General features: G+C 70.0%; 21 protein-coding genes and 1 tRNA gene. 16 read left to right on the top strand and 6 right to left on the bottom strand.

The genetic code is table 11. The features are described 5' to 3' along the window. The 3 genes from ACQEUR_RS10795 to ACQEUR_RS10805 form a co-directional block, all read left to right on the top strand. Positions 1–517 (top strand): GIY-YIG nuclease family protein (locus ACQEUR_RS10795; RefSeq protein WP_433029019.1); only part of this gene is annotated, 517 nt, incomplete at its 5' end. 156 nt (positions 518–673) lie between these two features. Continuing rightward, the gene (locus ACQEUR_RS10800; protein ID WP_433029021.1) at positions 674–2,539 is read left to right on the top strand and encodes an exonuclease domain-containing protein; all 1,866 of its coding nucleotides are present in this window, start codon (positions 674–676) and stop codon (positions 2,537–2,539) included. A gap of 177 nt (positions 2,540–2,716) precedes the next feature. Then, positions 2,717–2,793 (top strand) — tRNA-Lys (locus ACQEUR_RS10805). Positions 2,794–2,912: 119 nt separating this feature from the next. Here ACQEUR_RS10805 and ACQEUR_RS10810 read toward each other — a convergent pair. Further along, complete coding sequence (locus ACQEUR_RS10810) at positions 2,913–6,323, bottom strand: S8 family serine peptidase (protein WP_433029023.1); 3,411 nt, start codon at positions 6,321–6,323, stop codon at positions 2,913–2,915. A gap of 391 nt (positions 6,324–6,714) precedes the next feature. Here ACQEUR_RS10810 and ACQEUR_RS10815 point away from each other — a divergent pair, with 391 nt between their 5' ends. Then, the gene (locus tag ACQEUR_RS10815; RefSeq protein ID WP_433029025.1) at positions 6,715–7,311 is read left to right on the top strand and encodes a hypothetical protein; all 597 of its coding nucleotides are present in this window, start codon (positions 6,715–6,717) and stop codon (positions 7,309–7,311) included. 582 nt (positions 7,312–7,893) lie between these two features. Here ACQEUR_RS10815 and ACQEUR_RS10820 read toward each other — a convergent pair. After that, complete coding sequence (locus ACQEUR_RS10820; protein WP_433029027.1) at positions 7,894–8,076, bottom strand: hypothetical protein; 183 nt, start codon at positions 8,074–8,076, stop codon at positions 7,894–7,896. A gap of 41 nt (positions 8,077–8,117) precedes the next feature. On the opposite strand from ACQEUR_RS10820, the gene ACQEUR_RS10825 reads away from it, so the two are divergent. From ACQEUR_RS10825 to ACQEUR_RS10875, 11 genes are all read left to right on the top strand, one after another. Continuing rightward, positions 8,118–8,345, top strand: a complete 228-nt coding sequence (locus tag ACQEUR_RS10825; RefSeq protein ID WP_433029513.1) for a hypothetical protein — start codon at positions 8,118–8,120, stop codon at positions 8,343–8,345. 22 nt (positions 8,346–8,367) lie between these two features. After that, the gene (locus ACQEUR_RS10830) at positions 8,368–9,087 is read left to right on the top strand and encodes a PTS sugar transporter subunit IIC (RefSeq protein WP_433029029.1); all 720 of its coding nucleotides are present in this window, start codon (positions 8,368–8,370) and stop codon (positions 9,085–9,087) included. 16 nt (positions 9,088–9,103) lie between these two features. Next, a complete protein-coding gene (locus tag ACQEUR_RS10835) occupies positions 9,104–9,934 on the top strand; it encodes a PTS system mannose/fructose/sorbose family transporter subunit IID (RefSeq protein WP_433029031.1) in 831 nt (276 codons plus the stop codon). After that, entirely contained in the window at positions 9,931–10,662 is a 732-nt protein-coding gene (locus ACQEUR_RS10840; RefSeq protein ID WP_433029033.1) for a sugar isomerase domain-containing protein, read from the top strand. The genes ACQEUR_RS10835 and ACQEUR_RS10840 overlap by 4 nt, the downstream gene beginning before the upstream one ends. Continuing rightward, positions 10,653–11,918 (top strand): neutral/alkaline non-lysosomal ceramidase N-terminal domain-containing protein, encoded by a 1,266-nt coding sequence (locus ACQEUR_RS10845; RefSeq protein ID WP_433029035.1) that lies wholly within the window; start codon positions 10,653–10,655, stop codon positions 11,916–11,918. Before ACQEUR_RS10840 ends, ACQEUR_RS10845 begins: the two co-directional genes overlap by 10 nt. Next, positions 11,915–13,123: an N-acetylglucosamine-6-phosphate deacetylase gene (gene nagA / locus ACQEUR_RS10850; protein WP_433029037.1), complete on the top strand. Its 1,209-nt coding sequence runs from the start codon at positions 11,915–11,917 to the stop codon at positions 13,121–13,123. The genes ACQEUR_RS10845 and nagA overlap by 4 nt, the downstream gene beginning before the upstream one ends. Continuing rightward, positions 13,120–13,602: a PTS system mannose/fructose/N-acetylgalactosamine-transporter subunit IIB gene (locus ACQEUR_RS10855; RefSeq protein ID WP_433029039.1), complete on the top strand. Its 483-nt coding sequence runs from the start codon at positions 13,120–13,122 to the stop codon at positions 13,600–13,602. Before nagA ends, ACQEUR_RS10855 begins: the two co-directional genes overlap by 4 nt. Continuing rightward, positions 13,599–14,273 carry a GntR family transcriptional regulator gene (locus ACQEUR_RS10860; RefSeq protein WP_433029041.1) on the top strand — a complete coding sequence of 225 codons (675 nt, stop codon included), beginning with the start codon at positions 13,599–13,601 and terminating at the stop codon, positions 14,271–14,273. The genes ACQEUR_RS10855 and ACQEUR_RS10860 overlap by 4 nt, the downstream gene beginning before the upstream one ends. Positions 14,274–14,416: 143 nt before the next feature. After that, positions 14,417–14,674, top strand: coding sequence for an HPr family phosphocarrier protein (locus tag ACQEUR_RS10865; RefSeq protein ID WP_433029043.1), 258 nt, complete (start codon positions 14,417–14,419; stop codon positions 14,672–14,674). Next, positions 14,671–16,362: a phosphoenolpyruvate--protein phosphotransferase gene (ptsP, locus tag ACQEUR_RS10870; RefSeq protein WP_433029045.1), complete on the top strand. Its 1,692-nt coding sequence runs from the start codon at positions 14,671–14,673 to the stop codon at positions 16,360–16,362. Before ACQEUR_RS10865 ends, ptsP begins: the two co-directional genes overlap by 4 nt. Positions 16,363–16,545: 183 nt before the next feature. Then, positions 16,546–17,283, top strand: a complete 738-nt coding sequence (locus ACQEUR_RS10875; RefSeq protein WP_433029047.1) for a YoaK family protein — start codon at positions 16,546–16,548, stop codon at positions 17,281–17,283. Positions 17,284–17,342: 59 nt separating this feature from the next. Here the strand turns inward: ACQEUR_RS10875 and ACQEUR_RS10880 are convergent, their stop codons facing one another. Both ACQEUR_RS10880 and ACQEUR_RS10885 read right to left on the bottom strand, forming a co-directional pair. Then, positions 17,343–18,251 carry a hypothetical protein gene (locus ACQEUR_RS10880; protein WP_433029049.1) on the bottom strand — a complete coding sequence of 303 codons (909 nt, stop codon included), beginning with the start codon at positions 18,249–18,251 and terminating at the stop codon, positions 17,343–17,345. Positions 18,252–18,482: 231 nt separating this feature from the next. After that, positions 18,483–19,214, bottom strand: a complete 732-nt coding sequence (locus ACQEUR_RS10885; RefSeq protein ID WP_433029051.1) for an alpha/beta hydrolase — start codon at positions 19,212–19,214, stop codon at positions 18,483–18,485. A 376-nt stretch (positions 19,215–19,590) separates the two neighbouring features. Between ACQEUR_RS10885 and bioB the strand changes: the two genes are divergently transcribed. Then, on the top strand, positions 19,591–20,700 hold the full coding sequence (bioB, locus tag ACQEUR_RS10890) for a biotin synthase BioB (RefSeq protein WP_433029053.1): 1,110 nt from the start codon (positions 19,591–19,593) through the stop codon (positions 20,698–20,700). 201 nt (positions 20,701–20,901) lie between these two features. Here bioB and ACQEUR_RS10895 read toward each other — a convergent pair whose 3' ends face one another. Next, positions 20,902–22,392, bottom strand: a complete 1,491-nt coding sequence (locus ACQEUR_RS10895; protein WP_433029055.1) for a glycosyl hydrolase — start codon at positions 22,390–22,392, stop codon at positions 20,902–20,904. A gap of 199 nt (positions 22,393–22,591) precedes the next feature. Continuing rightward, entirely contained in the window at positions 22,592–23,878 is a 1,287-nt protein-coding gene (locus ACQEUR_RS10900) for an epoxide hydrolase family protein (protein WP_433029057.1), read from the bottom strand. Between the last annotated feature and the right edge of the window lie 115 nt (positions 23,879–23,993).

Below are 23,993 nucleotides of genomic sequence, written 5' to 3' on the forward strand. Positions count from 1 at the left end.
ACGCCAGCACTATGCCAACGCCCTAATCGCGTTGCAGGCCAAGGGCGATGCCGACGGTGCCGCCCAGATGCAGGACCGGTTGGCTCAAATCGATACCGCGATCCAGGACGTCGACCACCGGGCCGCCAACGTCCGGGCCGGCTACGTGTACGTGATCTCCAACCTCGGCGCGTTTGGCGGGAAGACGGTCAAGGTCGGCATGACTCGTCGCCTGGACCCGCTGGACCGGATACGCGAACTCAGTGACGCCTCGGTGCCCTTCAACTTCGACGTCCACGCCCTGTTCTTCTCAGAAGATGCCGTCGGCATCGAGGCGCAAATGCACGCACGGCTGGCCGACCGGCGAGTCAACCTGGTCAACCACCGTCGCGAGTTTTTCTACGCCACGCCGGAGGAGGCCAAGGGGCACCTGCTGGCGTTGACCGGCAGCCTGCTGCAGTACGAGGAGGTCCCGGAGGCCTTGGAGTACCGGCAGAGCCTTACCCAGGCGCAGGAGCAATCAGTCGCAAGCACATGACATGCAGAGGCCCTGGGGCGACCGGCATCCGCCGAGCCGGCAGGTATGCCTGATCACTCGTGCACGAGCCATTCATGACGATTGTCATGAGCAGCCGTCGGCTGTGGACCGGCTGCTTTGGGCATGATCAATCGGAATTGTCGAGGAGAGGTTCGGATGTCGTCGGTCGGACTGTTCGCCTACGGGTCAGCGGGCGGAAGGAAAGGTGTCGACCTGGGTGAGGTGCCGTTCGTGATGGTGGACGTGGAGACGACCGGGCTGTCGTCGACGTCCGACCGGATCGTGGAGATCGCCTTGGTTCGCGTCGAAGGAGGTCGGGTGGTCGACGAGTGGGCCACCCTCGTCGATCCCGGCCGAGACCCAGGTCCGACGTTCATCCACCACATCACTGCCGACATGCTGTCCGGAGCGCCGACGTTCGCGGACGTGGCGGGGGAGATCTTGTCCAGGCTCGACGGCGCCGTGGCGGTGGCGCACAACGCCCGCTTCGAGGAGGGGTTCATCGCGCAGGAGTTCGCCCGGGCCGGCATCAGCACCGCGCCCCTGCCCGCGGTGTGCGCCCTGCGGCTGGCCCGACAGATCCTGGCCGCGCCGAACTTCCAGCTTGCGTCCTGCTGCACCGTGTACGGCATCGAGCTGCACGACGCCCACACCGCTCTCGGTGACACCCGGGCAACTGCCCAGCTCCTCACCAGACTTCTGGCCCAGGCGCCCGCCCTGCGGTTCCCGTCCGCCCCCATCCCGCTGCCGCGGTACCCGCGCCACGCCCAGCCCCGTACCCGGGTCACTGGCCTGCGTAAGGGCGCGGACGGTTGGATGCAGTCGCTCCTTGGAAAATTGCCCTACTCCACCGGCGACGCCGACCCCGCGTCCACCGATGCGTACCTCGCCGCCGTCGGGAGCGCACTCAGCGACGGTAAACTGACCGGCGTCGAAGCCAAGGCGCTGGCACGACTGGCCGGACAGTCCGGCATTGGCGCCCAACAGGTACGGGTCCTGCACCACCGCTACCTCGACGGACTGCGGGATGCGGCACTCGCCGACGACATCCTGACCAGCACCGAGTACCGGCAGCTCGTCGCTGCCGCACGACTTCTCGGCGAACCGGACTACTTCGCGGACCTCACCGCGCCCGAGGTAGAGACCACGGACCGCACCCGGGCCGCCCCGCAGAAGGGACAGCGCGTCTGGTGCAGCCCGTCCGTGTCCGCCGACGTCCGTGATCGCCTCACCCAGGCCGGCTTCGTCCTGGCGCTGAACCTGACCCGCAACGTCGTCACCGCCGTTGTCGCCGCCATTGACCAGGACAGCACGAAGGTCGCACGAGCACGCGAACTCGCCATACCTATTCGCTCCGATTCGATTCTCGATGACATGCTGGGGACCGCCGCCACGCCTTCGGCACCCCAGCAGCCCGGTCATGCGACCGCCGTGGGCCTCGAACGGACCGGGTTCCGTACCGAGCCGACACCGGCCGCTGCGGCGCCCGTGCCCGCCCAACGCGTACCGCAGGTCATCGCTGGCTGGTACCTGGACCCGTCCGGGCGGTGGACCTACCGATTTTGGGACGGCCAGGGCTGGACCGAGAAGGTCAGCGCCGGAGACGGCCGCACGTGGTCGGACAGCACCGGCCTCCCACTGTGGTGTGCGCCCACGGCAGACGGCTTGGTCGACGGTCACCAGCCGCACACCCTCGTGGACCGGATCATGACGATGCAGAAGAATGATGTCCACGCGGCGCTACTCCTGACCGTCCGATGCATCGACGCGGTAGAGAACGACGCACGAGTCAACGGATACGGGGTGGCTCCTTGGTTCTACGAAAGGGCCGCCATCATGTTCGCCCGACTGGGCGATTCCGCCGCCGAGGTCGCGGCGCTTGAACGATTCGCACGGCAGAGACATGCGCCCGGGGCCAAGCGGCCTCAGCTCCTCGATCGCCTCCGCAGACTGCGCCAGGCCACCCCGGCGCGTAGCAGTGACCAACCATCAACGAGAGCGATCATGTCCACAGGTCCTTGATTGGGCGGTGCCCGTTCCGGGCCCAGCCTGCTGGCTGCGGACGTTGAGACCTGGGATCGGCGACAGACGTGCGCTCGACGGGTGCTCGGCCGCTATGGACACCTTCGGCTTGGATCGCGCGGTACGCGCGGGCCGTAGAACCAGCCGAAATTTGGCGAGGCGTGGACTCTCGGGACTGCGGGAGACACAGGCAGATCGCTCAACGCCGGCTCTTAACCCGCGGGTTCGGGGTTCGATCCCCTGGCGGCGCACCAACGAGAATGACCCAGGGGCGGTCGGCTGCGACCGCCCCTGACCCCTTTCTCTGACCCCAGCGTCAGGCATCGAACAGACAACCAGGCTTGTCGATGATCGACCGGTCCGGGGACTCGGGCTAGGGAGCGATCTTGTACGCGCGGATGACGGTCTGATCCACGGAGTTGTTCGCGGAGTCCGTCACCGTTGCCCGCAGGGAGACGAACCCGGACGTGTTCGGATGCGGCACCGAAACGGTCCGCGTGGTGCCGGATCCGGAGACCGTGGCGTTGCTCCACGACGTCCCGTCGTTGGTCGAATACTGCACGGTCACTTTCCGCACGCTGCCGGGCGTCGAGCCGGGCTGGGCCGCGAGCGTCGCCGGGAACGTGAGGGTCGTACCCGCCCTCGCGACGTTGCTGTCGTCCAGGGCCGGGCGGAAAGATACCGTCCAGAGCGGAAGTCGTACGGGCGTGCTGCCGCTCGTGGTGCGCGAGCGGAACGTCCAGACGGCGGTGACCCGGGTGGAGAGCTCGGCCCGCGCCATCCGTTCCACCTGGCCCTCCAGGCGGAAGGTCGACCGGCTGGCCGGTACCGTCACGTCGGGCCAGGGGCCGATGGCGCTGTCGGCGATGACGGTCCCGTTACGACGGAACGTGTACCGCGGCGTGGCGTCGGCCCATCCGGAGTGGCCGAAACCGTCGCCGATGAGCGTCGGGTCCAGGTGGATGGTGTTGCCGGTACGGTGCACGCCGTCGGACGGCACCAGCAACGCGGAGTACGACGGGCCGAGCACGGGCTCGTTCCATCCCTCGGTGACCGTGGTCCCGGCGGGGTAGGCGCGTGGTGCGCTCTGCAACGAGATCGTTGAGGTGCGCGACGCCGGGTGACGGTCCCCGAACGTCGAGAACCAGCGCAGACCGGTGGCGGCGCTGTAGTACTCGGTGTGGGTGAAGGGCAGGTCGAACTGGATCGCGAACTGGCCGGTCCAGCGCTGCTCCCCGAAGGACGGGTACGACGTCTTGTTTCCCCGCGTGTTCGGGGTGCTCTCGGCGAGTCGCGCGTCCACCCGTGCCAACGACGCGGTCGGGTAGGTCTGGATGAACCCGGTGGGTACGTGCTGTTCGAACCGCTGCACCAGGTGGTAGCTGCGGGGCGAGTTGACGAAGTCGTCGTCCGGCCCCGGCACGGCAAGGGTGACGTTCAGGAAGCTGGTCAGCCCGGGGATGCGTTGCTCGGGGTCGACCTGGCCGAAGGCGAGCGGCCGACCGCCGTCGAGCAGGTTGCTGTACGACCGTATGTTGCCGGCGTTGTCGCGCCACCAGTATCCCAGCTCCACACCGAGCGTCCGCTCGTTCGGGTCGTCGGTGACGTCGACGTCGACTGGTCGCCCCATCCGCGCATCGAGGGTGATGGTCTGGTCGCGGTCGATGCGTACGCTCGGGTTGACCAGGATCGTCTGCCGGGATTCGAAGTCGGCCGAGTCGGTGATCCAGGACTGCAGGAAGTACGTCCCCGCCCGGATGTACCGGGTGATCGGCTCGCTCTCGGTGCCGAGGAAGTAGTCCTCCCCGCCGTCCAGGGAGAACAGGATCGTGCTGCGTTCGCTGGTCGGCTCGCCGACGCTGTTGAGGTGCCGGAAGGTGACCTCCCCGCCGGCGACGGCGCGGTCGACCGCGTACGGGGTGACGACGCGTACGTCGCCGCCGGCCGTCGCCGTGATGGTCCCGCCGTAGTGCCCCTCCGGGCCGTCCAGCGCGGTGTCGGTGGTGAACCGCACGGCGGTGCTGCCACCCGCGGGCACGGTTACCGAGGAGGCGCTGAGTGAGAACATCCCGGCCGGCGCGGCTGAGCCATTCGGGTCTCGGGTCGTCAGCTCCAGGCTCACGGTGATGGCGGAGGTGCCGGTGTTTGTGTAGGTCACGGTGTGGTTGAGCACCGGGTCGTCGTGGTGCGGGTGCTGCTGACGGCCCAGGCTGAGGCTCGGCGGGTCGGCGAGCAGCCGCTGGTCGTACCCGCGGGCGACGTCGAGCCGACCGGCGCCCTGTTCGAAGATCGGCGTCGGGTCGTGGGGTTGCGCCGAGCCCAGCAACGCCGACTTGAGCTGTGTTCCGGTCCACCCCGGGTTGCGCTGGGCGAGGATCGCGGCCGCGCCGGCCACGTGTGGCGCGGCCATCGACGTACCCTCGTTCGCCACGTAGAACTCGCCGGGTGGCGTCGAGGGTGCGGTGGAGCTGGCCGCCGCGGTGATGCTCAGCCCGGGTGCGGTCAGGTCCGGCTTGATCGCGGTGTCGCCGACGCGCGGACCGCGGGCGGTGAAGTAGGGCAGGTGGTTGTCGTCGCCGACGGCACCGACCGACAGTGCCGCGTCGGCGGTGCTGGGGCTCTCCACCGTCATCTCGCCGGGACCGCGGTTGCCGGCCGAGACCACGAAGAGCGTGCCGTGCTGCGCGGTGAGGGTGTTGACGGCCTGCTCCATGGGGTCGACGCCGACGGTGTCGAGCCCGCCGAGGCTGAGGTTGACCACGTCCGCGCCCTGCTGCGCGGCCCACTGCATGCCGGCGATGATCGCCGATTCGGAGCAGTTGTTCGAGGCCCCAGCGGTGCAGACCTTGCCGTTGAGCAGCGACGCGCCGGGTGCCACGCCCCGGTGGGTGCCGCCGGACGCCACGCCGGTGCCGGCCGCGATCGAGGCCACGTGCGTCCCGTGGCCGAGCAGGTCCCTGGCGTCGGCCTCCGAGGTGAAGTTCTGCGCGGCGACGACCTTGCCCGCCAGGTCGGGGTGGGCGGCGTCGACGCCCGAGTCGAGTACGGCGATCTTCGCGCCGGTCCCGTCATAGCCGGCGGCCCAGGCCGTGGGCGCTCCAACCTGTGGCACGCTGCTGTCCAGGTGCAGGTTCAACATGCGGTCCAGCCACACCTGGCCGATCTCGGCGCGCAGTTTCCGCCGGCCGGCGCCGGTGGTGATCTCGGTGGTGATCTCGTTCCAGAGCTTCACCGCCGTGGCGGATGGCGACTCCACCGCGGCGCCGCCCACGCTGCGCAGCTCCCGGGCGAGCCGCGCGCCGCCCTTGGCGAACCGCCCGCGCGCCGCGGGACTGTCGCCGTTCCTGCCGTACGTCACGATCAGCGGAGTGCCCCCGCGCCGGCTGTCGTAGCCGTACGCGGCGAGCGTCGTCACGTCGAACAGGTTCCGGTCGAGGTCGCCCCGCGCCAGCAGATCCTCCGTGTCGGACGGTACGACGTGGACGTGCCCGTCGGCGTCGCGGTAGGTGGCGAAGTTGATGCCGTCCCGGCCCTCGCCCGGCTCGATCCCGACCGCGCCGGTGGGGTTGAGGGTCACCCGGTCGCCGGTGATGAGCACCAGGTCCTGGGCCACGTCGCCAGCCCTGGCCACGCCGGCGCCCACCGAGCCAGCGCCGGCCGTGCGGGGGCCGGCCGCACCAATCGGCGAGGCCGTGCCGGCTCCCGGGCCGAGACCGGCGGGGAACAGCGAGCCGACCAGAACGGCCGCGAGCAGCCCGTGCGACGGCCCTCGTCGAGTGCGCATGAATCCTCCCGTACGCCATGCACATGCCTTCGCCCGTGGTTACCGGAACGGAAGCGATGCGAAGGTGGCCGGCCTCCCGATCCTGCCAAGGTAGTCCCTCGTGAGGGGTGGTGGGTGAACGATCCGTATCGATGCGCCGTTGAGATCTTCGACCAAGGAGTTGCGCGTATCGGCGCGGTCGACGATCCCGGCTGCTGTACCGGCTGATCATCCACCCAGGACGGGAGGGTGAGCCGAAGGGCTTCGGCGAGGAGCACTTCGCCGCCCTGCTCGACGCCGCGTACCAATGGTCGGGCGGGCCGATCGTGCTCGTCTGGGACGGCCCGCCACCGGCCTTGCCCCACCCTGAACAGCCGGACCCCGACGGCGAAACGTCAAGTAAACTTGGCGAGTGACCATCTGCGACAGTTGTCACCGACGGCGCACCCGGTCCTGGTATCGGTTTCATCACGGCACGCTCGTCACCGCTCAGCCGGGATACAACCAGGTCACCTACGGGTATGAGGGCATCACATCCGACGGTGCCGCCATCTGCGGTTGGTGCGCCACGCGATGCCTTCTGCTCCGCCACATCCTGCCATTCGGCGCCGTCATCGTGTTGGAGCTGGCGGCGTATTTCAAGCTGTCCGCTGGGACGTTGCGGCTCACGGAGGTCGGCATATACGTCGCGACGGTCGTCGTCATCCTGATGCTGGCGGTGCTCGGTCAGGGTCTCTGGCACGGCATCGCGTACACGGTGCTGCGCGGAGATCGGGGCGTGCTCGGGTTCCTCATCGCCGGGCTCATCCTGATGCTCGGCACCATGTGCGTGATGTGGCCGATGATCTGGTGGCTCGATGCCTCCACGTCGGAGGAGACGGTCTACGAGGACCTCGGCGCGCCAGCGCTCTGGTTCATCTGGATTCCGGTCGGCGCGCAGGTGCTGCTGTTGTTGGGCCTCGTGGCGGGCCGAAGGGCGTTGCTGGAGACGCAGGGCATTGGCGGCTGAAGCGGAAACGGCTGCGCGGCGGTCGGTCGGTGTGGCGGTCGAAGGTTCAGGGCTGGAACAGTGTCCAGTTCTCCGGGATGCACCAGGCCGAGCACCTCACCGGTCAGTGAGCCGTTCCAGCGTAACGATGGGTCGCGCTGCGCGCGATCCCGAGCCGCCCGCGGACGTCGACGAGGGCGACCGCGACATGATCGCTGAATCCACCAGCGCGGGACGGCTTCGCGTGCAGCTGCACCTTCCTGTTGGCCCGTCAGCAACTGCATCCATGCGGGCCATCAGATGCTCGGTGCTACCTGAGATGAGTTCCAGCCTGTTCCGCGGGTAGCCCTCAGGCCAGGTGCCCGCGCGGCAGCCGGTAGGCCGCGCGGTAGGCGAGCCGCCGGTAGCGTACGTCACGTACCGTGTCGCCCTCATTACTTAACGTCTACGAGCCCGCCGCAGGCCGCTGTCCATACTGCGACGCCTCGCGTCCGACGACGTCCCGCCCGAACCTGCGAGCCGGGGCCCCAGGTGAGCGTGGAACCCCGTCCCAGCCATCGGTGAACGTGGCTTCGGGGCATTGGATTATGCCGATTATGTGTTCTAAATCATGAAGCGTCTTTTATAAAGTATCCTGTATCCAAGCTCCATGACGTTGCTGCTCGTCCATGCCATGGTGGCCTCGCCACCGCGCTCGTTGACACCGCTCGAATGATCGTCGGCGATGTAGGTGATGCCGTACCCGTCGCCTTCACGCCCGGCATGGGCCGAGCATTCCGCGGCCATCGAGAAGCTGGCGCTGCGGTCAAGGAGCCGCCAGGCCGCTGATCCTCACCGACCTGGCCGGCGGCACCCCCGCCCGGGTCGCGGCCACTCTCGCCGCGGCCGGACGCGCCGAGGTCGTCACCGGCGTCAACCTGCCGATGCTCGTCGAGGTGCTTCTCGCCGACCCGGCACAGCCCACTTCACAGTTGGCCGCTGTCGCCGTACGAGCCGGTCAGGACGGCGTACGGGACCTCGGCCAAACCCTCCGTGATCAGGGAGTTGTCCCATGAGCCTGCTTCAGGCACTGACCCGGTGGCCTGGAGCGTCGGCCTCGCCTATCTCGCCCGGCGCATCGGCGGCGATCCGCAGCTGGAGCGCCCCATCATTCTCGGCCCGATCATCGGTTTGATCCTCGGCGACCTGCACAGCGGAATCGTCGTCGGCGGCACACTGGAGCTGATTTTCATCGGTGCCGCGGCTATTGGCGGAACCGTGCCGCCGAACGTCGCGATCGCCACCGCCGTCGGCACCCAGTTCGCCATCGTGAGCGGTCAGGGTGTCCAGGGCGCGCTGGTGGCCGCCGTACCCGCCGCCGTGGTGGGCACCCTCTTCGAGTTGTTCGCCAAGGGCAGCTGCTCGTTCCTGGTCCACCACGCCGACGCGGCTGCGGAGAAAGGGTCGGCACGCCGCATCATGACGACCGTCTGGATTGGCAACGCCATTCATTTCTTCGCCTACGCGATACCGACGTTCATCGCCCTGTACTTCGGCTCCGGCGCGATCAGCTCGATCAGCCACGCGTTGGGTGGCGACACCGGCAAGGGACTCAACGCGGCGGCGGCGCTCCTCCCCGCGGTCGGCTTCGGCATCCTGCTCTCGGTGCTCTACACCAAGAAACTGTTCCCGATCTTCCTGGTCGGCTTCGCGCTGGCCGCGTACACCGACTTCACCGTGATCGGCGTAGCCCTGCTCGCGCTGGCCCTGCTGCTCGTGATCCAGCCGCGCACCCCGTCGACCCCACAGACGTCCTGACTGAAAGGCCTCCCCGATGACGACAACAACGGAGCAGGCGAGCGAGCCTATCGCCCAGTCCGATCGCAAAGAAGTCCGCCAGCTCGTCCGACGGTCGCTGCTTCTGCAGGGAGCGTTCAACTACGAGCGGTTCCAGAACCTGGGCCTGTGGTGGGTCCTGCGCCCGATGCTCGACCGGCTCTACCCCGACCGCACCGAGCGGATTGCCGCCTACAAGCGGCACCTTGTCTACTTCAACACCCACCCGTGGACCGTGGGACCGGTCCTCGGCGTGGTGGCCGGCATGGAGCGCAAGCGCGCCGCGGGCGCCGAAGAACTCACCGACGAGACCATCAGCTCGGTGAAGGTCGGGATGATGGCCATGGCCGGGATCGGTGACTCGATGGTCTTCGGCACCATCCGGCCGATCATGGGTGGTGTCTGCGCGGCGCTCGCGGTCAACGGCAACATCGCCGGACCGATCATCTTCTTCCTGGGTCTGCTCGTCATTCAGTTCGCATTCCGCATCTACGGCACATCGCTGGGCTACCGGCACGGCATCCGGTTCTTCGAACACCTGGACCCGGCCCAGATCGACCGGCTCAAGTCCAGCGCGACCATCCTCGGCCTGGCCGTGACCGGAGCCCTGGTCGCCACGCTGTTGAAGGTCTCCACCCCGCTGAGCTACCACAACGGGGAGGCGACCCTGAAGCTGCAGGAGTCGCTGGACCAGGTGCTGCCGTTCGCGCTACCGCTGGCGGCGACCCTGATCGTCTTCATGCTGATGCGTCGCCGCGTCTCGCCCATCATCGTGCTGATCGGAGCCGTCGTCGGCTTCGTCGGCGGCTTCTTCGGAGTGCTGGCGTGACCGCCGAGGCACCACGGGCCGCGGACTATCTCACCCGCCTCGCCGAGGTGATCTCGTCGCGCCAGACGCAGTGCGCGGAGCAGATCCAGGCGGCGGCGCAGGCGATCGGCGAGTGCGTCGCCGCCGACGGCATCATCCACCTGTTCGGCTCCGGACACTCCCGGCTCGTCGCCATCGACACCGCGGTACGCGCGGCGACCATGACGAACTCCGAGGCGATCTGCCCCGACGAGTGGGTCTGCGAGGTGGAGCGCGTCGAAGGCATCGGCGAGATCGTGCTGAAGCGTTCGGACATCCGCGCCGGCGAGGTCCTCGTCGTCATCTCCAACTCCGGCCTCAACCCGCTGCCGATCGACGTGGCGCTGGGCGGCAAGGCCCGGGGCGCCACGGTGATCGGGCTCGGCTCGGCAGCGCACTCGCTGGCCGGCGAGAGCACGCACAGCAGCGGTCAGCGACTGATGGAGGTCGTCGACATCTTCCTCGACACCGGAGTGCCCGCCGGTGACGCCCTGTTCCGCCCGGCCGACACCCCACCGGTCGGGCCGGCTTCCACGGTCGCGGGCTCGGCGTTGATGCACGCCACGCTTGTCGAGGCGACGCGGTGGCTGGTGGAGCACGGCCACCAACCACCGATCCGGCGCAGCCGCAACCTGCCCGGCGGCGACGAGCACAACACCGCCGTCGCCGCCCGGTACCTGGACCGGTTGCCGGAGCTGCGGTGGATGTGACCATCTCGCCGGAGGCTCGCGCCGGGGCGGGCAGCGCGGTCGTGGCGCTGCCGCCGACGGTGCCGATGGCGGGGTACGGGGCGCGCACCGAACCCAGTTCCGGAGTGCTGCGCCCGCTGGAGGTCAACGCCCTGGCCCTCGGGTACGCCGACCACCTGGTGCTGCTGCTGACCGTGGACGCGGTGGGCGTCGACCGCGGCTTCGTCGCCGCGATCCGCGAATCCGTGGCCGATCGGGGCTTCGGCGCCGACCAGGTCCTCGTCGCCGCCTCGCACACCCACTCCGGGCCGGCCGGGTTGCGTACCGGAGGTGCCGAGGGGGCGGCGGTGGTCGACCCGGTGGTGCGCGGTGGTTACCTCGACGCCACCCGGGCCGCAATCGACGCGGCGCTCGCCTCGGTCGGGCCCGCGGAGGTGTCGGTCCGCACCGGCCAGGTATCGGGCGTCGCCGCCCACCGGCACGACCCGACCCGGCCGGTGGACCAGCGCGCCACCCTGCTCCGGATCGCCGATCGGCGGGGAAACCCGCTCGGGTACCTGTGGAATTTCGCCTGCCATCCCACGGTGCTCGGCGCACGGAACACGCTGATCTCCCCGGACCTTCCCGGCGACGTCCGGGCCGCGCTGCGTGCGGACACCGACCTGCCGGTGTTGTACGTCAACGGCACAGCCGGTGACGTGAGCACCCGGTTCACCCGACGGGCCCAGACCCCGCAGGAGCTCCGCCGGCTCGCCGGCCTGGTCACCGAGGCATGGCACGGGCCGTGGCGCCCGGTGCGGGTGGCACCGCCGAGAACATGCCGGGAGGTGGTCGAGTTGCCGGCTGCGTCCGACGATCCGTCCGCGGTGCGGCGGCGGCTGACCGCTGCCGAGGCACGGCTGGCGGCCGAGGCCGACCCGCCCCGGCGGCGGGTGCTGGAGACCGAGGTGCAGGGGCTGCGGCGGCGGCTCGACCGGGTGCGCTCCGGCGAGCCGGCGCAACCGGTGCTCGCGGAGGCGCACACCATGGTGTTGGGCGACCTCGCGTTGGCCGCCCTACCCGGCGAGCCGGTCACCGCGGTCGGCCGCACCGTACGGGCGGCCAGCCGATATCCGGTGACCCTGCCGATCGGGTACGCCGGCGACTACATCGGCTACCTGACCACCACGGACATGACGACCGGCTACGAAGCCGAGGCCGCGATCGCGGCGCCCGGAGCCGCCGAACTGGTCGCGGCCGCGCTCGCCCACCAACTGCGCACCTTGGAGGAAGGGTGATTGACGACGGGCGTACCGGAGCGCTCGACCGGCTGGCGCTGACCGGCGGCCGGGTGTTGTGGCCGGACGGCCACCTCGGCCGGGGCGAGCTGATCGTGCGCGGCGGACGGATCGAGGCGCTCCTGCCGGCCGGCGCCGCGCTCGATGGCGCGCAGATCATGGACGTCACCGGATGCGTCGTCGCCCCCGGGTTCATCGACACGCACGTGCACGGCGGGCGGGGCGCCAACTTCATGTCCGCCGACCCCACCTCCCTCAGTCGGATTTCCGAATACCTGGCGGCCGGCGGGGTCACCTCCTGCCTCGCCGGGACCGCGACCCTCGACCCGCGAACGACCGCTGACGCAATCGCCGGCCTCGCCGCGCTGACCGGCCCGATCGGCGGCGGCGGCAGCGGCGTCGAGCTGCTCGGCATCCATCTGGAGGGTCCGTTCCTCAACGACTCCTTCCGCGGCGTGCACCGCCGCGAGTACCTGCGGGCGCCGACGACCGCCGAACTCGAACGACTGCTCGACCTCGCCGCCGGCACCCTCCGGGTGGTGACCCTCGCCCCGGAACTCGCTGGCGGCATGGCCGCGGTGCGGCGCCTCGCCGATGCCGGCGTCCGCGTGGCGCTCGGGCACTCCGCCGCCACCGACCGGGAGGCGACCGAAGCCGTCGACGCGGGCGTGCGCCGGGTGACGCACCTGTTCAACGGGCTACCGCCGATTCACCACCGGGAACCGGGACCGATTCCGGTACTGCTCACCGACGAGCGGGTCAGCTGCGAGCTGGTCGCCGACGGGCTGCATGTCGCACCCCGGATGCTCCGGTTCGCCGTCGACGTGGCCGGAGCCGACCGCGTGATGCTGGTCAGCGACGGCACCGACGTGGCCGGGCTGCCCGACGGGCGGCACCGCCGGTTCGAAGGTACCGAGGTGGTCGTCGAGAACGGGCGGGCCAACACGCTCTCCGGCGGGCTCGCCGGCAGCGTGCTCCGCCTCGCCGACATGGTGCGCCTGATGGTGGATGTCGCCGGGGTGGATCCGGCCCACGCACTGCGGATGGCCGCGCAGACCCCGGCCCGCTCGCTCGGCCTGACCGACCGCGGCACTCTCTCCCCCGGCGCGCACGCCGACATCGTCGTGCTGCGTGCCGATCTGACCCTGCGATACACGATCGCGCGGGGAATCCCGCTATTTGGCAATGAGGAGACAACAACATGACTGTGCAACTGATCCGGGTGGACGACCGGCTCATCCACGGCCAGGTGGTCGTTGGCTGGACCCGGTCGCTCGGTGTCGACCACATCGTTGTCGCTGACGACAAGGTGGGCGCCGACCCGTTGCAGTCGACGCTGATGCGGATGGCGGCGCCGACCGGTGTGGGAGTCACCATCATGCCGGTCGAGGCGGCGGCGGCCGCCCTCACCGGCGGTGAGTTCGACCGGGCGAAGGTACTGGTAATCGTCCGCGGGCCGATCGAGCTGTCCCGCCTGCGCAGCGCCGGCCTGCCCTTCGACACGGTGAACGTGGGCAATGTGCACACCGGTCCCGGGCGGACCAAGCTCACCAAGGAGGTCTATGCCAGTCCCGAGGAGCTGGTGGTGTGGCGGGAGTTGGCGCAGGCCGGGGTGAGCCTGATCGCACAGTGGCTGCCCGACCAGAGCCGTACCGACCTCGGCGCCCTCGTGCTGCGCGGATGAGCGACGGGAGCGCCGGTTGGCGCCCGGTGAGCCGGCCCGGACCGCTGCGTGAAACGGTGCGCGAGACGCTGGAAGACATGATCGTGCACGGCGTGCTCGGCGTGGGCGAACGCCTGCGGGAGGAGACCATGGCCGAACGGCTGCAGGTCAGCCGTCAACCGATCCGGGAAGCCTTGCAGCACCTCGCGCAGGACGGCTTCGTCGACCTGCGCCAGGGCCGCGGCGCCTACGTGCACGTGCCGACCCGCCAGGAGATCGACGACGTGTTCCAGGTTCGTACGGTCCTGGAGGCGCAGGCCGCCCGGCTCGCCGCCCAGCGGATGACCGAACCAACCCTGCGCGAGCTGAACGAGATGTACGAGCGCGGTGCCGCCGCTGCCGGTGGCGTCGACACCCGCGTCCTGGTCGACCTCAACCACTCGTTCCACGCCCTGATCATCCGAAGCGCCGGGAACACCGTGCTCACCGACGTACTGGCCGGGCTGCAGAAGCGGATCGACTGGTACTTCGCCGTGGTCGCCGTGAAGCGCGCACCCGCCAGCTGGGAACAGCACGAGAGGATCCTCAAGGCGCTGACCGATCGGGATGAGCAGCGCGCCGCCGAGCTGATGACCGACCACGTCAGTCAGACCGGGGCTGCGTTCGCCGAACGCTTCGGACCCGAGGCGTGACCCGGCCGGACGATGACCGTGCTCGCGGTGGCCGCTGTGCTGGCAGCCACGCCGCGCCCGGCCGCGCCGGCTGAGGCGCGGGCGCGGCCTGGCCGCTGACGACCGACAGATAACTGATCACGAACAGATGGAAGGCACTACCGATGTCAGAACGCAACGTCACGATCGGCTCGCCGGTCGGGCTGCACGCCCGCCCGGCTGCGGCCTTCGTCAAGGCGGTCGCGGCCGCCGGGATCCCGGTGACCGTGGCGCGGGTCGGCAGTACTCCGGTCGACGCCCGCAGCATCCTGGCCGTGCTCTCGCTCAACGTCGGACAGGGCGACCAGGTGGTGGTTGCCGCCGAGGGACCGACGGCCGACAGCGTGCTCGACGACCTCGCGACGCTGCTGGAGCAGGAATGAGCGAGTCCCCGACCATCGAACGGACCTGCCCCGAGACCGAGCTCTCCGGTGTCGGGATCGGCCAGGTCGCCGAAGTCGGTGTGGTCGCCCGCATGGCCGATCCGCCGCCACCGCCGTCCGCGGCGGCCAGTCAGGAAGCGGCCGACGTGGAACGGGAACGAGCCCGGCAGGCGCTCGCCGCGGTGGCCGCGGATCTGCGGGACCGGGCTGCCCAGGCCGGCGGCGATGCGGCGGAGGTGCTGGAGGCGCAGGCGCTGATGGCCGAGGACTTCAGCCTCGCCGCAGCCGTGGACGAGGGCGCGAAGGCCGGCCGGACCGCCGCCCGGGCGATCTTCGAGGCCTTCGCCGGCTACCGGGACGCGCTTGCTGGCGGGGGAGAGTACCTCGCCGCCCGCGTCGCCGACCTCGACGACATACGCAACCGGGCGATCGCCGCCAGCCTGGGCCTGCCGCCGCCCGGGGTGCCTGAACTGTCACACCCGTACGTGCTCGTCGCCACCGACCTGGCGCCGGCGGACACCGCCACGCTCGACCTGTCAAAGGTCGTCGCGCTGGTGACGGTGGAGGGCGGACCAACCAGCCACACCGCGATCCTCGCTCGTTCGCGCGGGATTCCGGCGATGGTCGGCTGTGCCGGTGCGGCACGGCTGCGCGACGGCGACCAGGTTCTGGTCGATCCTGCCCACGACGTCGTCGTGCTGAACCCCGAGCCGGCCAGGGTCAGCGCGGCCCGCGCCGCCGCAGCCGCCGCGGTCGAGTCGACCGGCGCCGCAGGGGCGGGCGCCACCGCCGATGGGAAAGCGGTGGCCCTGTTGGCGAACATCGGCGGTCCCGACGATGTCGCCGGGGCACTCGCTGCCGGTGCCGAGGGAGTCGGCTTGCTGCGCACCGAGTTTCTCTACCTCGACGCGGAGCGCGCGCCCTCCGTCGAGGAACAGGAGGGGATCTACCGCAGGATCTTCACCGACCTGGGCGATCGGCGGGTGGTGGTGCGGGTGCTGGACGCCGGCGCCGACAAGCCGCTGGCCTTCCTCCCGGTAGGGAAGGAGCCCAACCCGGCCCTCGGTCTGCGCGGCATCCGAGCACTTCGGGCGTACCCCGACATCCTGCACGACCAGCTCGCCGCCATCGCTCGTGCCCAGTCCGGCACGGCCGCCACGGTATGGGTGATGGCGCCCATGGTCGGCGAACCGGCCGAATCAGAGTGGTTCGTCGCCCAGGCCCAGCAGGCCGGGCTGGCGACGGCCGGCGTGATGATCGAGGTGCCATCCGCGGCGCTGCTCACCGAGGAGATCCTGAGCTCGGCAGCCTTCGTCAGCCTCGGCACCAACGACCTGGCCCAGTACGCGCTGGCAGCCGATCGGCAACTCGGCACGCTCGCCCACCTGCTGGACCCGTGGCACCCTGCGGTGCTGCGTCTGATCGGCATCAGTGCCGGTGCCGCCGCACGCGCGGGCAAACCGATCGGCGTGTGCGGTGAGTCGGCCGCCGATCCGCTGCTGGCCTGCGTGCTGGTCGGGCTGGGCGTGGGCTCGCTGTCGATGGCCCCGACCGCGCTCGGCGCGGTACGCGCCACGCTGGGCCGGTACACCTATGACGAGTGCGTCCGGATGGCCGACCTCGCGCGTACCGCCGGCTCGGCGGCGCAGGCCCGCGCGGTGGTCCGGGAAGCCGCCGACGCGCTGTGAACCTGAGGACAGAAAAGATCCGCAGTGGGAAATCATGACCATAGGACGATCACCAACGGGGACGCCGCCGCTGCCGCACCTCTGCATCGGCAACGCGGTCGCGAAGCCCAGCGGGACGACCGGACACACCACCGGCCCGGGGAAGCCCGACAGGTCGGCGAGCTGCGCGCAGCCAACGTACGAATGGATCCAGGCGATCCCCGAACCGGGGCAGCGGATCGCCGACGCCGGGACATCTACGTCATCATCCTGGCGGTCTTCAGCGGCGCCATCGACGCGTTCGGCTTCCTCGGGCTCGGTGGCTCGTTCACCAGCGTGATGACCGGCAACATGGTGTTGCTGGGAGCGGCGGCGGCCGGCTGGGAGACCGCGCTCGCGGGCCACGTGCTGACGGCGATCGTCGGATACGTCGCGGGCACGTTCGTCGGCGCGCGGATCGCCGGCGAGCACGTTGCGACCGACCCGGTGTGGCCCCCCAGGGTGACCGCCGCACTCGCCGTCGAGTTGGGACTGTTCCTCGCGACCGGAATCGTCTGGCTTGTCACTGGAGCCGCCCCGACGGCAGCAGTCCAGCTGGCACTTCTGGCCACCAGCGCAGCCGGCCTCGGCATCCAGAGCGCCGCGATCGGTCGGTTCGGGGTCGCCGGCCTGTCGACGACCTACCTGACCGGCACACTGACCACACTCGTCACCGGCCTGGCAGCCAGACGACCGATCGGAGCGTTGCGCCGACCCGCCTTCATCCTGCTGGGGCTCGTGGCCGGAGCAGGCGTCGGCGCACTGCTCCTCACCCACGTCCGGCTCCTCGCGCCGCTCGTCCCCTCCGTTCTGCTCGCGACCGTCGTACTTGGGGCCGTCTTCACTATGCGCGACCGCAGCGGAGCCCGTGCCCGGTCACCCCGAGACGCGGGAGAGCCGTGAACCCTGTCTGCTGGTCTCCGAAGTGTCGCCTGATTGCACGGCGCCGCTGCTCGGGCGGATCACTTGATGTCGTCCGCAGGTCGGCCAACCGCAGACGGCGACTCGGAGCCAACCGATGACTCCACGGCCGGATGCTCGCCGGACGGAGGCGACGGCTGGCGGGAAGCGGGCACCGCCGGAGCGACCGGCGGTCGGACCGCCACCGTCGCCGACGGGAAGGCCATCAGCTGGACAACGATCACCAACCCAGGCAACATGACCGACAGGAGAGCGGCGGCGATGAATACGCCTGGCGAGACCCCGTCGGCCCAGTAGCTCCGGTCGACGGCGGTCAAGAGACCGAAGATGGCGGCACAGCTGAGGACGTAGGCAATCCCGAGGTAGGCCGCGTGGGTCACCGCCCGATGCGCCCCGTAACGAAGTCGGGGAGCGAACACGTGCCCGACGACGACCAGCGCGACCAGTGCCGACCATGCCCGGACCAGCCAGTCGAGCCAGGGGTACGTGCCCTCGGGCCGGACATCCCGCAGATAGTCGTGGGCGGTCACCGTCAGCTGCCCGACTATCACCAGGGACAGACCGTACGCGGTCACCCGGATGAACCGGAGCGGGGCTTCGAACTCGCTGCGCCCGGCGATCAGCCACGCCAAGCCGGTGAACAGGGTGAGGGAGCCGACCCCAAGCATCCCAGCCGCCACCGTCGTCTGCGTCCAGACCCGGGGGCAGGTCCGTTCACCGGCGATGACGCCGAAGAAAAAGCTGTCCAGAGCGAACGTGACCAGACCGGCGATGAACATGGTCAATGCCTCGGCCGATGGACGTTTCGGCGTCCCCCTGTCGATCAGCATGACTATGCCAGCGAAGACGAGACCAGCGACCACGCCGGCCAGCTGGGAGTGTGCCCCGGCCGAGCCGAGCGGGTTCCAATCTACCGACTCACAGAGTTCACCCACCGGCACCTCGCTCAAGTCCTTGGCAGTCGGACCACACCGTCGGCCTATCGGTAGAAGTTCCACTGTAGAGGGCGAAGGCAAGGATCTCCGGACAGATCACCGCCCGTACGGGGACATGGACGTCGCACGGGCAGGGCGTGACCGCCAGGCCGGGCCATCTGCTGGGTTCGCGCCGCCGTCGGGGCGGTTGTGCAGCTGCCGGCCTGACGGCGGCCTCACTTCAGCTGCCGGCCTGGCGGCCCGGCCTCACTTCAGGTGCCGGGCGAAGAACCGGTTCCCGGCGTCCCCCTCGAACTGCGGGACGCCGGTGTGCCCGCCCATGTTGGCGTGCAGCGTCTTCTCCGTGGAGCCGAAGGCGTCGAACAGGTCCAGGGCCAGCTGCCGGTCGTTCCCTTCGTCGTCCCACTGCAGCAGGACCTGCAGCGGAATGGTGACCTGCCGGGCCTCCTCGAACATGGTGCGGGGCACGTAACTCCCGGCGAACAGAAGGGCGGCCGAGATGCGCGGCTCGACCACCGCCAGCCGGACGCCGATGGCGATCACCCCTCCCGCGTACCCGACCGGGCCGCCGATCTCGGGCAGCGAAAGGAGGGCGTCCAGGGCGGCCCGCCATTCCGGGACCGCCTTTTCGACCAGCGGGAGGACGAGCCGGTCCACGATCTCGTCGTCGACCGGCTCGCCGGCCTCCACCGCCCGGCGCAGGTCGGCGCGGGCCTCCTCGGCGGCGGCGGAACGGGGCCGGTCACCGCCCCCGGGCAGCTCGATGGTGGCCGCGGCGAAGCCTTCCGCCGCGCAGTGCCGGGCCCGGGCCACCAGTCGGGGGTACATCTTGTGCAGTCCGCCGGGCTGGCCGAGCAGGATCAGCGGGGCGGGTGCGGATGCGGATCCGGGCGTCCACAGGATGCCGGGGATCTCGCCGAGGGTGAATTCGCGTTCGAGGACACCGTCGTCGAGGCGCTGTTCGGAAGTGAATCGCATGGTCGTGCCTTTCGGGAGTGCTCGTGAACGGCGCTCCCGGACGACCTATCGCCCGACCGTGACCCCGCAGGGGAGCACCCATGTCGATACGTTCACGGGTACCACCTCCTCGGTCTCTCGCACGGCCTCCGGAAAAGTAGCAGGGGTCGCCGCGGTCGCCAACAGGTTTTCGCGAGGCTCCGAGGCCGGCTGCGAAGGTGGTCACGCTCAGCCCCGATCAGCTCACGCAGGTACCACCGCACCGGCTCGACCCGGATCCGACCTGCCGCCTAGCAGATCCCACAACTTCGTTTGTAGGTTTCCTCCAACTGCGACGTCCTGATGTTGGGGGTCGACCAGTCGCACCCGCACGGTGCACCTGGGCAGCATGATCGGCATGGGAATTCTCGACGCGCTCGCCGCACGCGTGCTCGCCGGCGGACGGGCCACCCGCGACGAGGCACGTGCCGTACTGGGCACCAGCGATGACGATCTGCTCGACGTGGTGGCCGCGGCCGCTCGGGTACGGCGGCGGTACTTCGGCAACCGGGTCAAGCTCAACTACCTCGTCAACCTGAAGAGCGGGCGCTGCCCGGAGGACTGCGGCTACTGCTCGCAGCGGCTCGGCGCCGAGTCCGGGGTGCTCTCCTACACCTGGCTGAGCCCGGAGCGGGCCGCCGAGGCGGCCAGCGCCGGGGTCGCCGCCGGCGCCAAGCGGGTCTGCCTGGTTGCCAGCGGCCGTGGGCCCACCGACCGGGACATCGACCGGGTGGCCCGGACGATCGCCGCGATCCGGGACCGGCACGCCGACATCGAGGTCTGCGCGTGCCTGGGCCTGCTCGGCGCCGGACAGGCCGGCCGGCTGCGCGAAGCCGGCGCCGACGCGTACAACCACAACCTGAACACGGCCGGCGAGCGCTACCCCGACATCTGCACCACGCACACCTACGCCGACCGGGTGTCCACGGTGGAGATGGCCCGGAGCGGCGGGCTGTCGGCCTGCTCCGGGTTGATCGCCGGGATGGGTGAGAGCGACGACGACCTGGTCGAGGTGGCCTTCGCACTGACCGACCTGGCACCGGACTCGGTACCGGTGAACTTCCTGATCCCCTTCGACGGCACCCCGATGGCCGGCCGCTGGCAACTCACCCCGCAACGCTGCCTACGGATCCTGGCCATGGTGCGCTTCGTCTTCCCCGACGTGGAGGTACGGCTGGCCGGCGGGCGGGAGATACACCTGCGCACGCTGCAACCACTGGCCCTGCACATCGCCAACGCGATATTCCTCGGCGACTACCTGACCAGCGAGGGCCAGGCTGGCCACGCCGACCACGACATGATCAACGACGCCGGCTTCGTCGTCGAGGCGGCCGGGGAGCCCAGCCTGCCCCTCCAGCGGGCCGCCGCCGGGATGCCGGTGACCACCGCCGGGGACCTGACTGCGCCTACCGACCTGGTGCGGCTGCGTCGCCGGGGCGCCGGTACCGACCTGCCGCCGAACACCTGACACCGCCGGCCCGGTTCACGCCTTGTCGCGCACACCCGCCACCTGACATCGAGTCGTGCCGGGAACTCGCCGCGGACCGGCGACCTCAGCCTCGTTCGGCTGGCGCCAGGGCCGTGCACGCCGGAGCCGGGCCCGCGGGACGACGTCCCGCGGACTCGGCGACGTGTCACAGGGAGCCGTGCCAGGCCGTGTTCGTGGCGGTCACCCCGTCCGTGACACCGGCGAGGCCGAGGCCGTCGGGGACGGTACGGAGCCGGGATAGTTCTTGAAGTCGCCCAACTCGTCCAGCGTGATGACGTACTCATGATGGTAGATCTTTGTCAGCAGCTCGCGCGGATTCACCGTGCCGTCCTGCACGAACGAGCCGGACCAGGTCACGAACCAGCTCCAGTGCGCCTGGTAGGCCTCCAGCAGATCCGGATCCGGGATGCCGCCGACCTCGCCGAGCGCGACCAGCTTCCGGTCCGAGCCCAGGCCGACCAGCTCGTCGTACGCGCCGCTCTGCGCGCCGTGGTCGCCCTGCGGCGGGTAGGAGTCGATGCTCACCACGTCGACCACGTCGTCACCGGGATACCAGGCCGGGGACTTGGAGTTCCACACCCAGATCAGGTTGTCGATGTGGTGGATGTTGGTGATCCGGTCGTAGAGGATCCGCCACAACTCCTTGGTGGGCTCGGGACCCTTCGCGCCCCACCAGAACCAGCCGCCCTCCGCCTCGTGCAGCGGCCGCCACAGGATCGGGATCCCGGCGTCCTCCAGCCGTTGCAGCTGTACGGCGATCGCGTCGATGTCGCGGATCAGTAGCTGGTAGTCGGCGGACGTCTTGTCGGCGAGCGCGGCCTGCACGTCGAACGTCGTCGAGTCGGTGTAGAAACCACGCCACCATTCGTGGCCCTCGGTGTCGATCAGGCCGCTGGGTGCGTTCCAGTGCCAGCACAGGGTGGCCATGCCGCCCCGGGCGTCCCAGTCGATGATGTTCTCGACCTCCCGGGAGGTGGTGCCGCGCTCGACGCGGCTGGGGGAGTAGTCCATCAGGTCGAAGCCGCCGACCGCGGGCGCCTTGCCGATGTTCTGCTCGACCCAGGAGATGCTGGCCGCGTCCTGCTGGCCGGAGAGGATGTGCCGACCGTAGTTGTCGGCCAGGTAGCGCATCAGTGAGCGGGCCTGCGCCGAGGCCGCGTCGTTGACGAGCGCGCCGGTGACCTGGTGCGGCGGCCGGTCGTCGGATGGGGTGACGGTGATCGCGTCGATCTCGTACCAGCCCCAGTTGTTGAGCACGGTGACCGTGTTGTCGCCGGCGGCGAGGAGCACCTTCCCCGCCGCGGCAGTGCTGAACGACGTGGTCTCGGTCAGCGTCAGGTCGCCCAACCCGGCGCCGTTGAGCTGCAGGCTGGCGACCTTCTGCCCGTGCGGGGCGCGGTAGCGGACGGACAGGTCGTGCAGACCGCCCGGGCTGTCGGGGATTGTGATGGTGACGCTGTCGGTGGCGGTGTCGAAGCCGTTGACGTAGCCGGTGCCGGAGTAGCCGGCGGCGGTGGTGTCGACGGTGGTGCCGTTGAGCACCCCGTCCTCGGCCTCGTAGCTGAGCGTCCCGGCGGCGGACGCCTCGGGGCTGAATCGGATGACGGTCGCGGCGAGCATGGACAGTGCGGCGCCGGTGACGAGCACGGCCCGTCTTCTGGAGATGGGCATGGATGACCTCACAGGAGTGTTGTGCGGCGTCCGCTCAGGTGAGGATTACCAGGTACGACGGCACGCCGCCCGGATCGGGGATCGCGACTCCTGCCCGGTGGAGTCATGCCACCGGTCCCGGCTCAGCGTGGCGTGGCGACGGTAACAGGGCGGATACCCGGGGTCAACCACGCCAATCGGGCCACCTCCGGCCGGCGGTTCAACGGAGCAGTCGACCGAAGCGCCGCAGCTCCTCGGTGAAGATCTCCGGTTGCTCGAACGCGGCGAAATGGCCGCCCCGGGCAGCCGTGTGGAAGTAGACGAGCGCGGACCCGTAGACGCGATCGGCCCAGATCCTCGGAGTTGGGATGATCTCGCCGGGAAAGACCGTGAATCCGACCGGGACCGTGAAGTCGTCGGGTGTGCCGGCGGCCCGCGCGTCCTCCCAGTAGATCCGCGCCGAGGAGGCCGCGGTGCCCGGCAGCCAGTACAGCATGATGTCGTCGAGCATCCGGTCGATGCCGAGGACCCGTTCGGGGTTGCCGTCGCTGTCGGTCCACTCCATGAACTTCTCGTAGATCCACGCTGCCTGCCCCACCGGGGAGTCGGTCAACGCGTACCCGATCGTCTGGGGGCGGGTGGACTGCTGGTAGATGAAGCCGGCGCCGTCGTCGAAGAACCGTTGCAGCTTCTCCAGCGCCTCCTGTTCCGGGGGCGTGGGCGGATCGCTGACCGGGGGCTGGAACACGGGGAGGAAGTTGAGGTGGATCCCGGCGAGTCCGGCGGGTCCCAGCTTGGCGAGCTCGTGCGTTACGGAGCCGCCCAGGTCGCCGCCCTGGGCGAGCCAGTGACGGTAACCGAGACGGAGCATGAGTTCGGCCCAGGCTCTGGCGATGCGCTGGATGTTCCATCCGGTCGTGGCCGGCCGGTCGGAGAATCCGAAGCCCGGTAGGGAGGGCACCACGACATGGAACGCGTCCGCGGCGCTCCCGCCGAACGCCGTGGGGTCGGTCAACGGCCGGATCACGTCGAGGAATTCGACCACCGAACCCGGCCAGCCGTGGGTCAGCAGCACCGGTACGGCGCCGGCGTGCCGGGAACGTACGTGTAGAAAATGGATCCCCAGCCCGTCGATCTGGGTGCGGAACTGGCCGAACCCGTTCAGCCGCGCCTCGACCCGACGCCAGTCGTACCGCGTCCGCCAGTGCTCGACCAGGCCGCGTACCCGCTCCAGTGGCACACCCTGGGAGCCGTCCGGAACGGTCTCCCGCTCCGGCAACCGGACCGTCGCCAACCGCCGTTGCAGGTCGCGCAAGGCGCTGTCCGGCACCGACAGCCGGAACGGTGTCACGTCCGTCGTGGCCGCCGGCAACGTCGCCCCGGGTTCGGCGGACGCCGGCGATGCGGTTCGTCCCGCCAACCCGAGCGGGCCCGCGACGGCGCCGACCGTGGCGGCCGCCAGCAGGGTCCGCCGAGTGGTCAGGCCTAGCGTGTCTTCGTTCCGCACGATTTCTGCCTTCCTTGTCCGAGTGGTCGACAAGAAGCGACGGCCCGCGCCGGTGGTCGCGATGAACATCACGGTGCGACCCGACCGGGCATCGCGGCACGTCGAATGCTTGCCT

Origin of the sequence: Plantactinospora sp. CA-290183 (assembly GCF_050936375.1) — a bacterium.
Classification (GTDB): Bacteria; Actinomycetota; Actinomycetes; order Mycobacteriales; family Micromonosporaceae; genus Plantactinospora.

Excerpts from the sequence above, each read along its gene's own strand:
- ACQEUR_RS10835 (WP_433029031.1), top strand. The coding sequence starts at position 9,104 with ATGACGACAACAACGGAGCAGGCGAGCGAGCCTATCGCCCAGTCCGAT.
- ACQEUR_RS10855 (WP_433029039.1), top strand. The coding sequence starts at position 13,120 with ATGACTGTGCAACTGATCCGGGTGGACGACCGGCTCATCCACGGCCAG.
- ACQEUR_RS10810 (WP_433029023.1), bottom strand. The coding sequence starts at position 6,323 with ATGCGCACTCGACGAGGGCCGTCGCACGGGCTGCTCGCGGCCGTTCTG.
- ACQEUR_RS10860 (WP_433029041.1), top strand. The coding sequence starts at position 13,599 with ATGAGCGACGGGAGCGCCGGTTGGCGCCCGGTGAGCCGGCCCGGACCG.
- ACQEUR_RS10820 (WP_433029027.1), bottom strand. The coding sequence starts at position 8,076 with ATGGCCGCGGAATGCTCGGCCCATGCCGGGCGTGAAGGCGACGGGTAC.
- ACQEUR_RS10875 (WP_433029047.1), top strand. The coding sequence starts at position 16,546 with ATGGATCCAGGCGATCCCCGAACCGGGGCAGCGGATCGCCGACGCCGG.
- ACQEUR_RS10800 (WP_433029021.1), top strand. The coding sequence starts at position 674 with ATGTCGTCGGTCGGACTGTTCGCCTACGGGTCAGCGGGCGGAAGGAAA.
- ACQEUR_RS10885 (WP_433029051.1), bottom strand. The coding sequence starts at position 19,214 with ATGCGATTCACTTCCGAACAGCGCCTCGACGACGGTGTCCTCGAACGC.
- bioB (WP_433029053.1), top strand. The coding sequence starts at position 19,591 with ATGGGAATTCTCGACGCGCTCGCCGCACGCGTGCTCGCCGGCGGACGG.
- ptsP (WP_433029045.1), top strand. The coding sequence starts at position 14,671 with ATGAGCGAGTCCCCGACCATCGAACGGACCTGCCCCGAGACCGAGCTC.
- ACQEUR_RS10865 (WP_433029043.1), top strand. The coding sequence starts at position 14,417 with ATGTCAGAACGCAACGTCACGATCGGCTCGCCGGTCGGGCTGCACGCC.
- ACQEUR_RS10895 (WP_433029055.1), bottom strand. The coding sequence starts at position 22,392 with ATGCCCATCTCCAGAAGACGGGCCGTGCTCGTCACCGGCGCCGCACTG.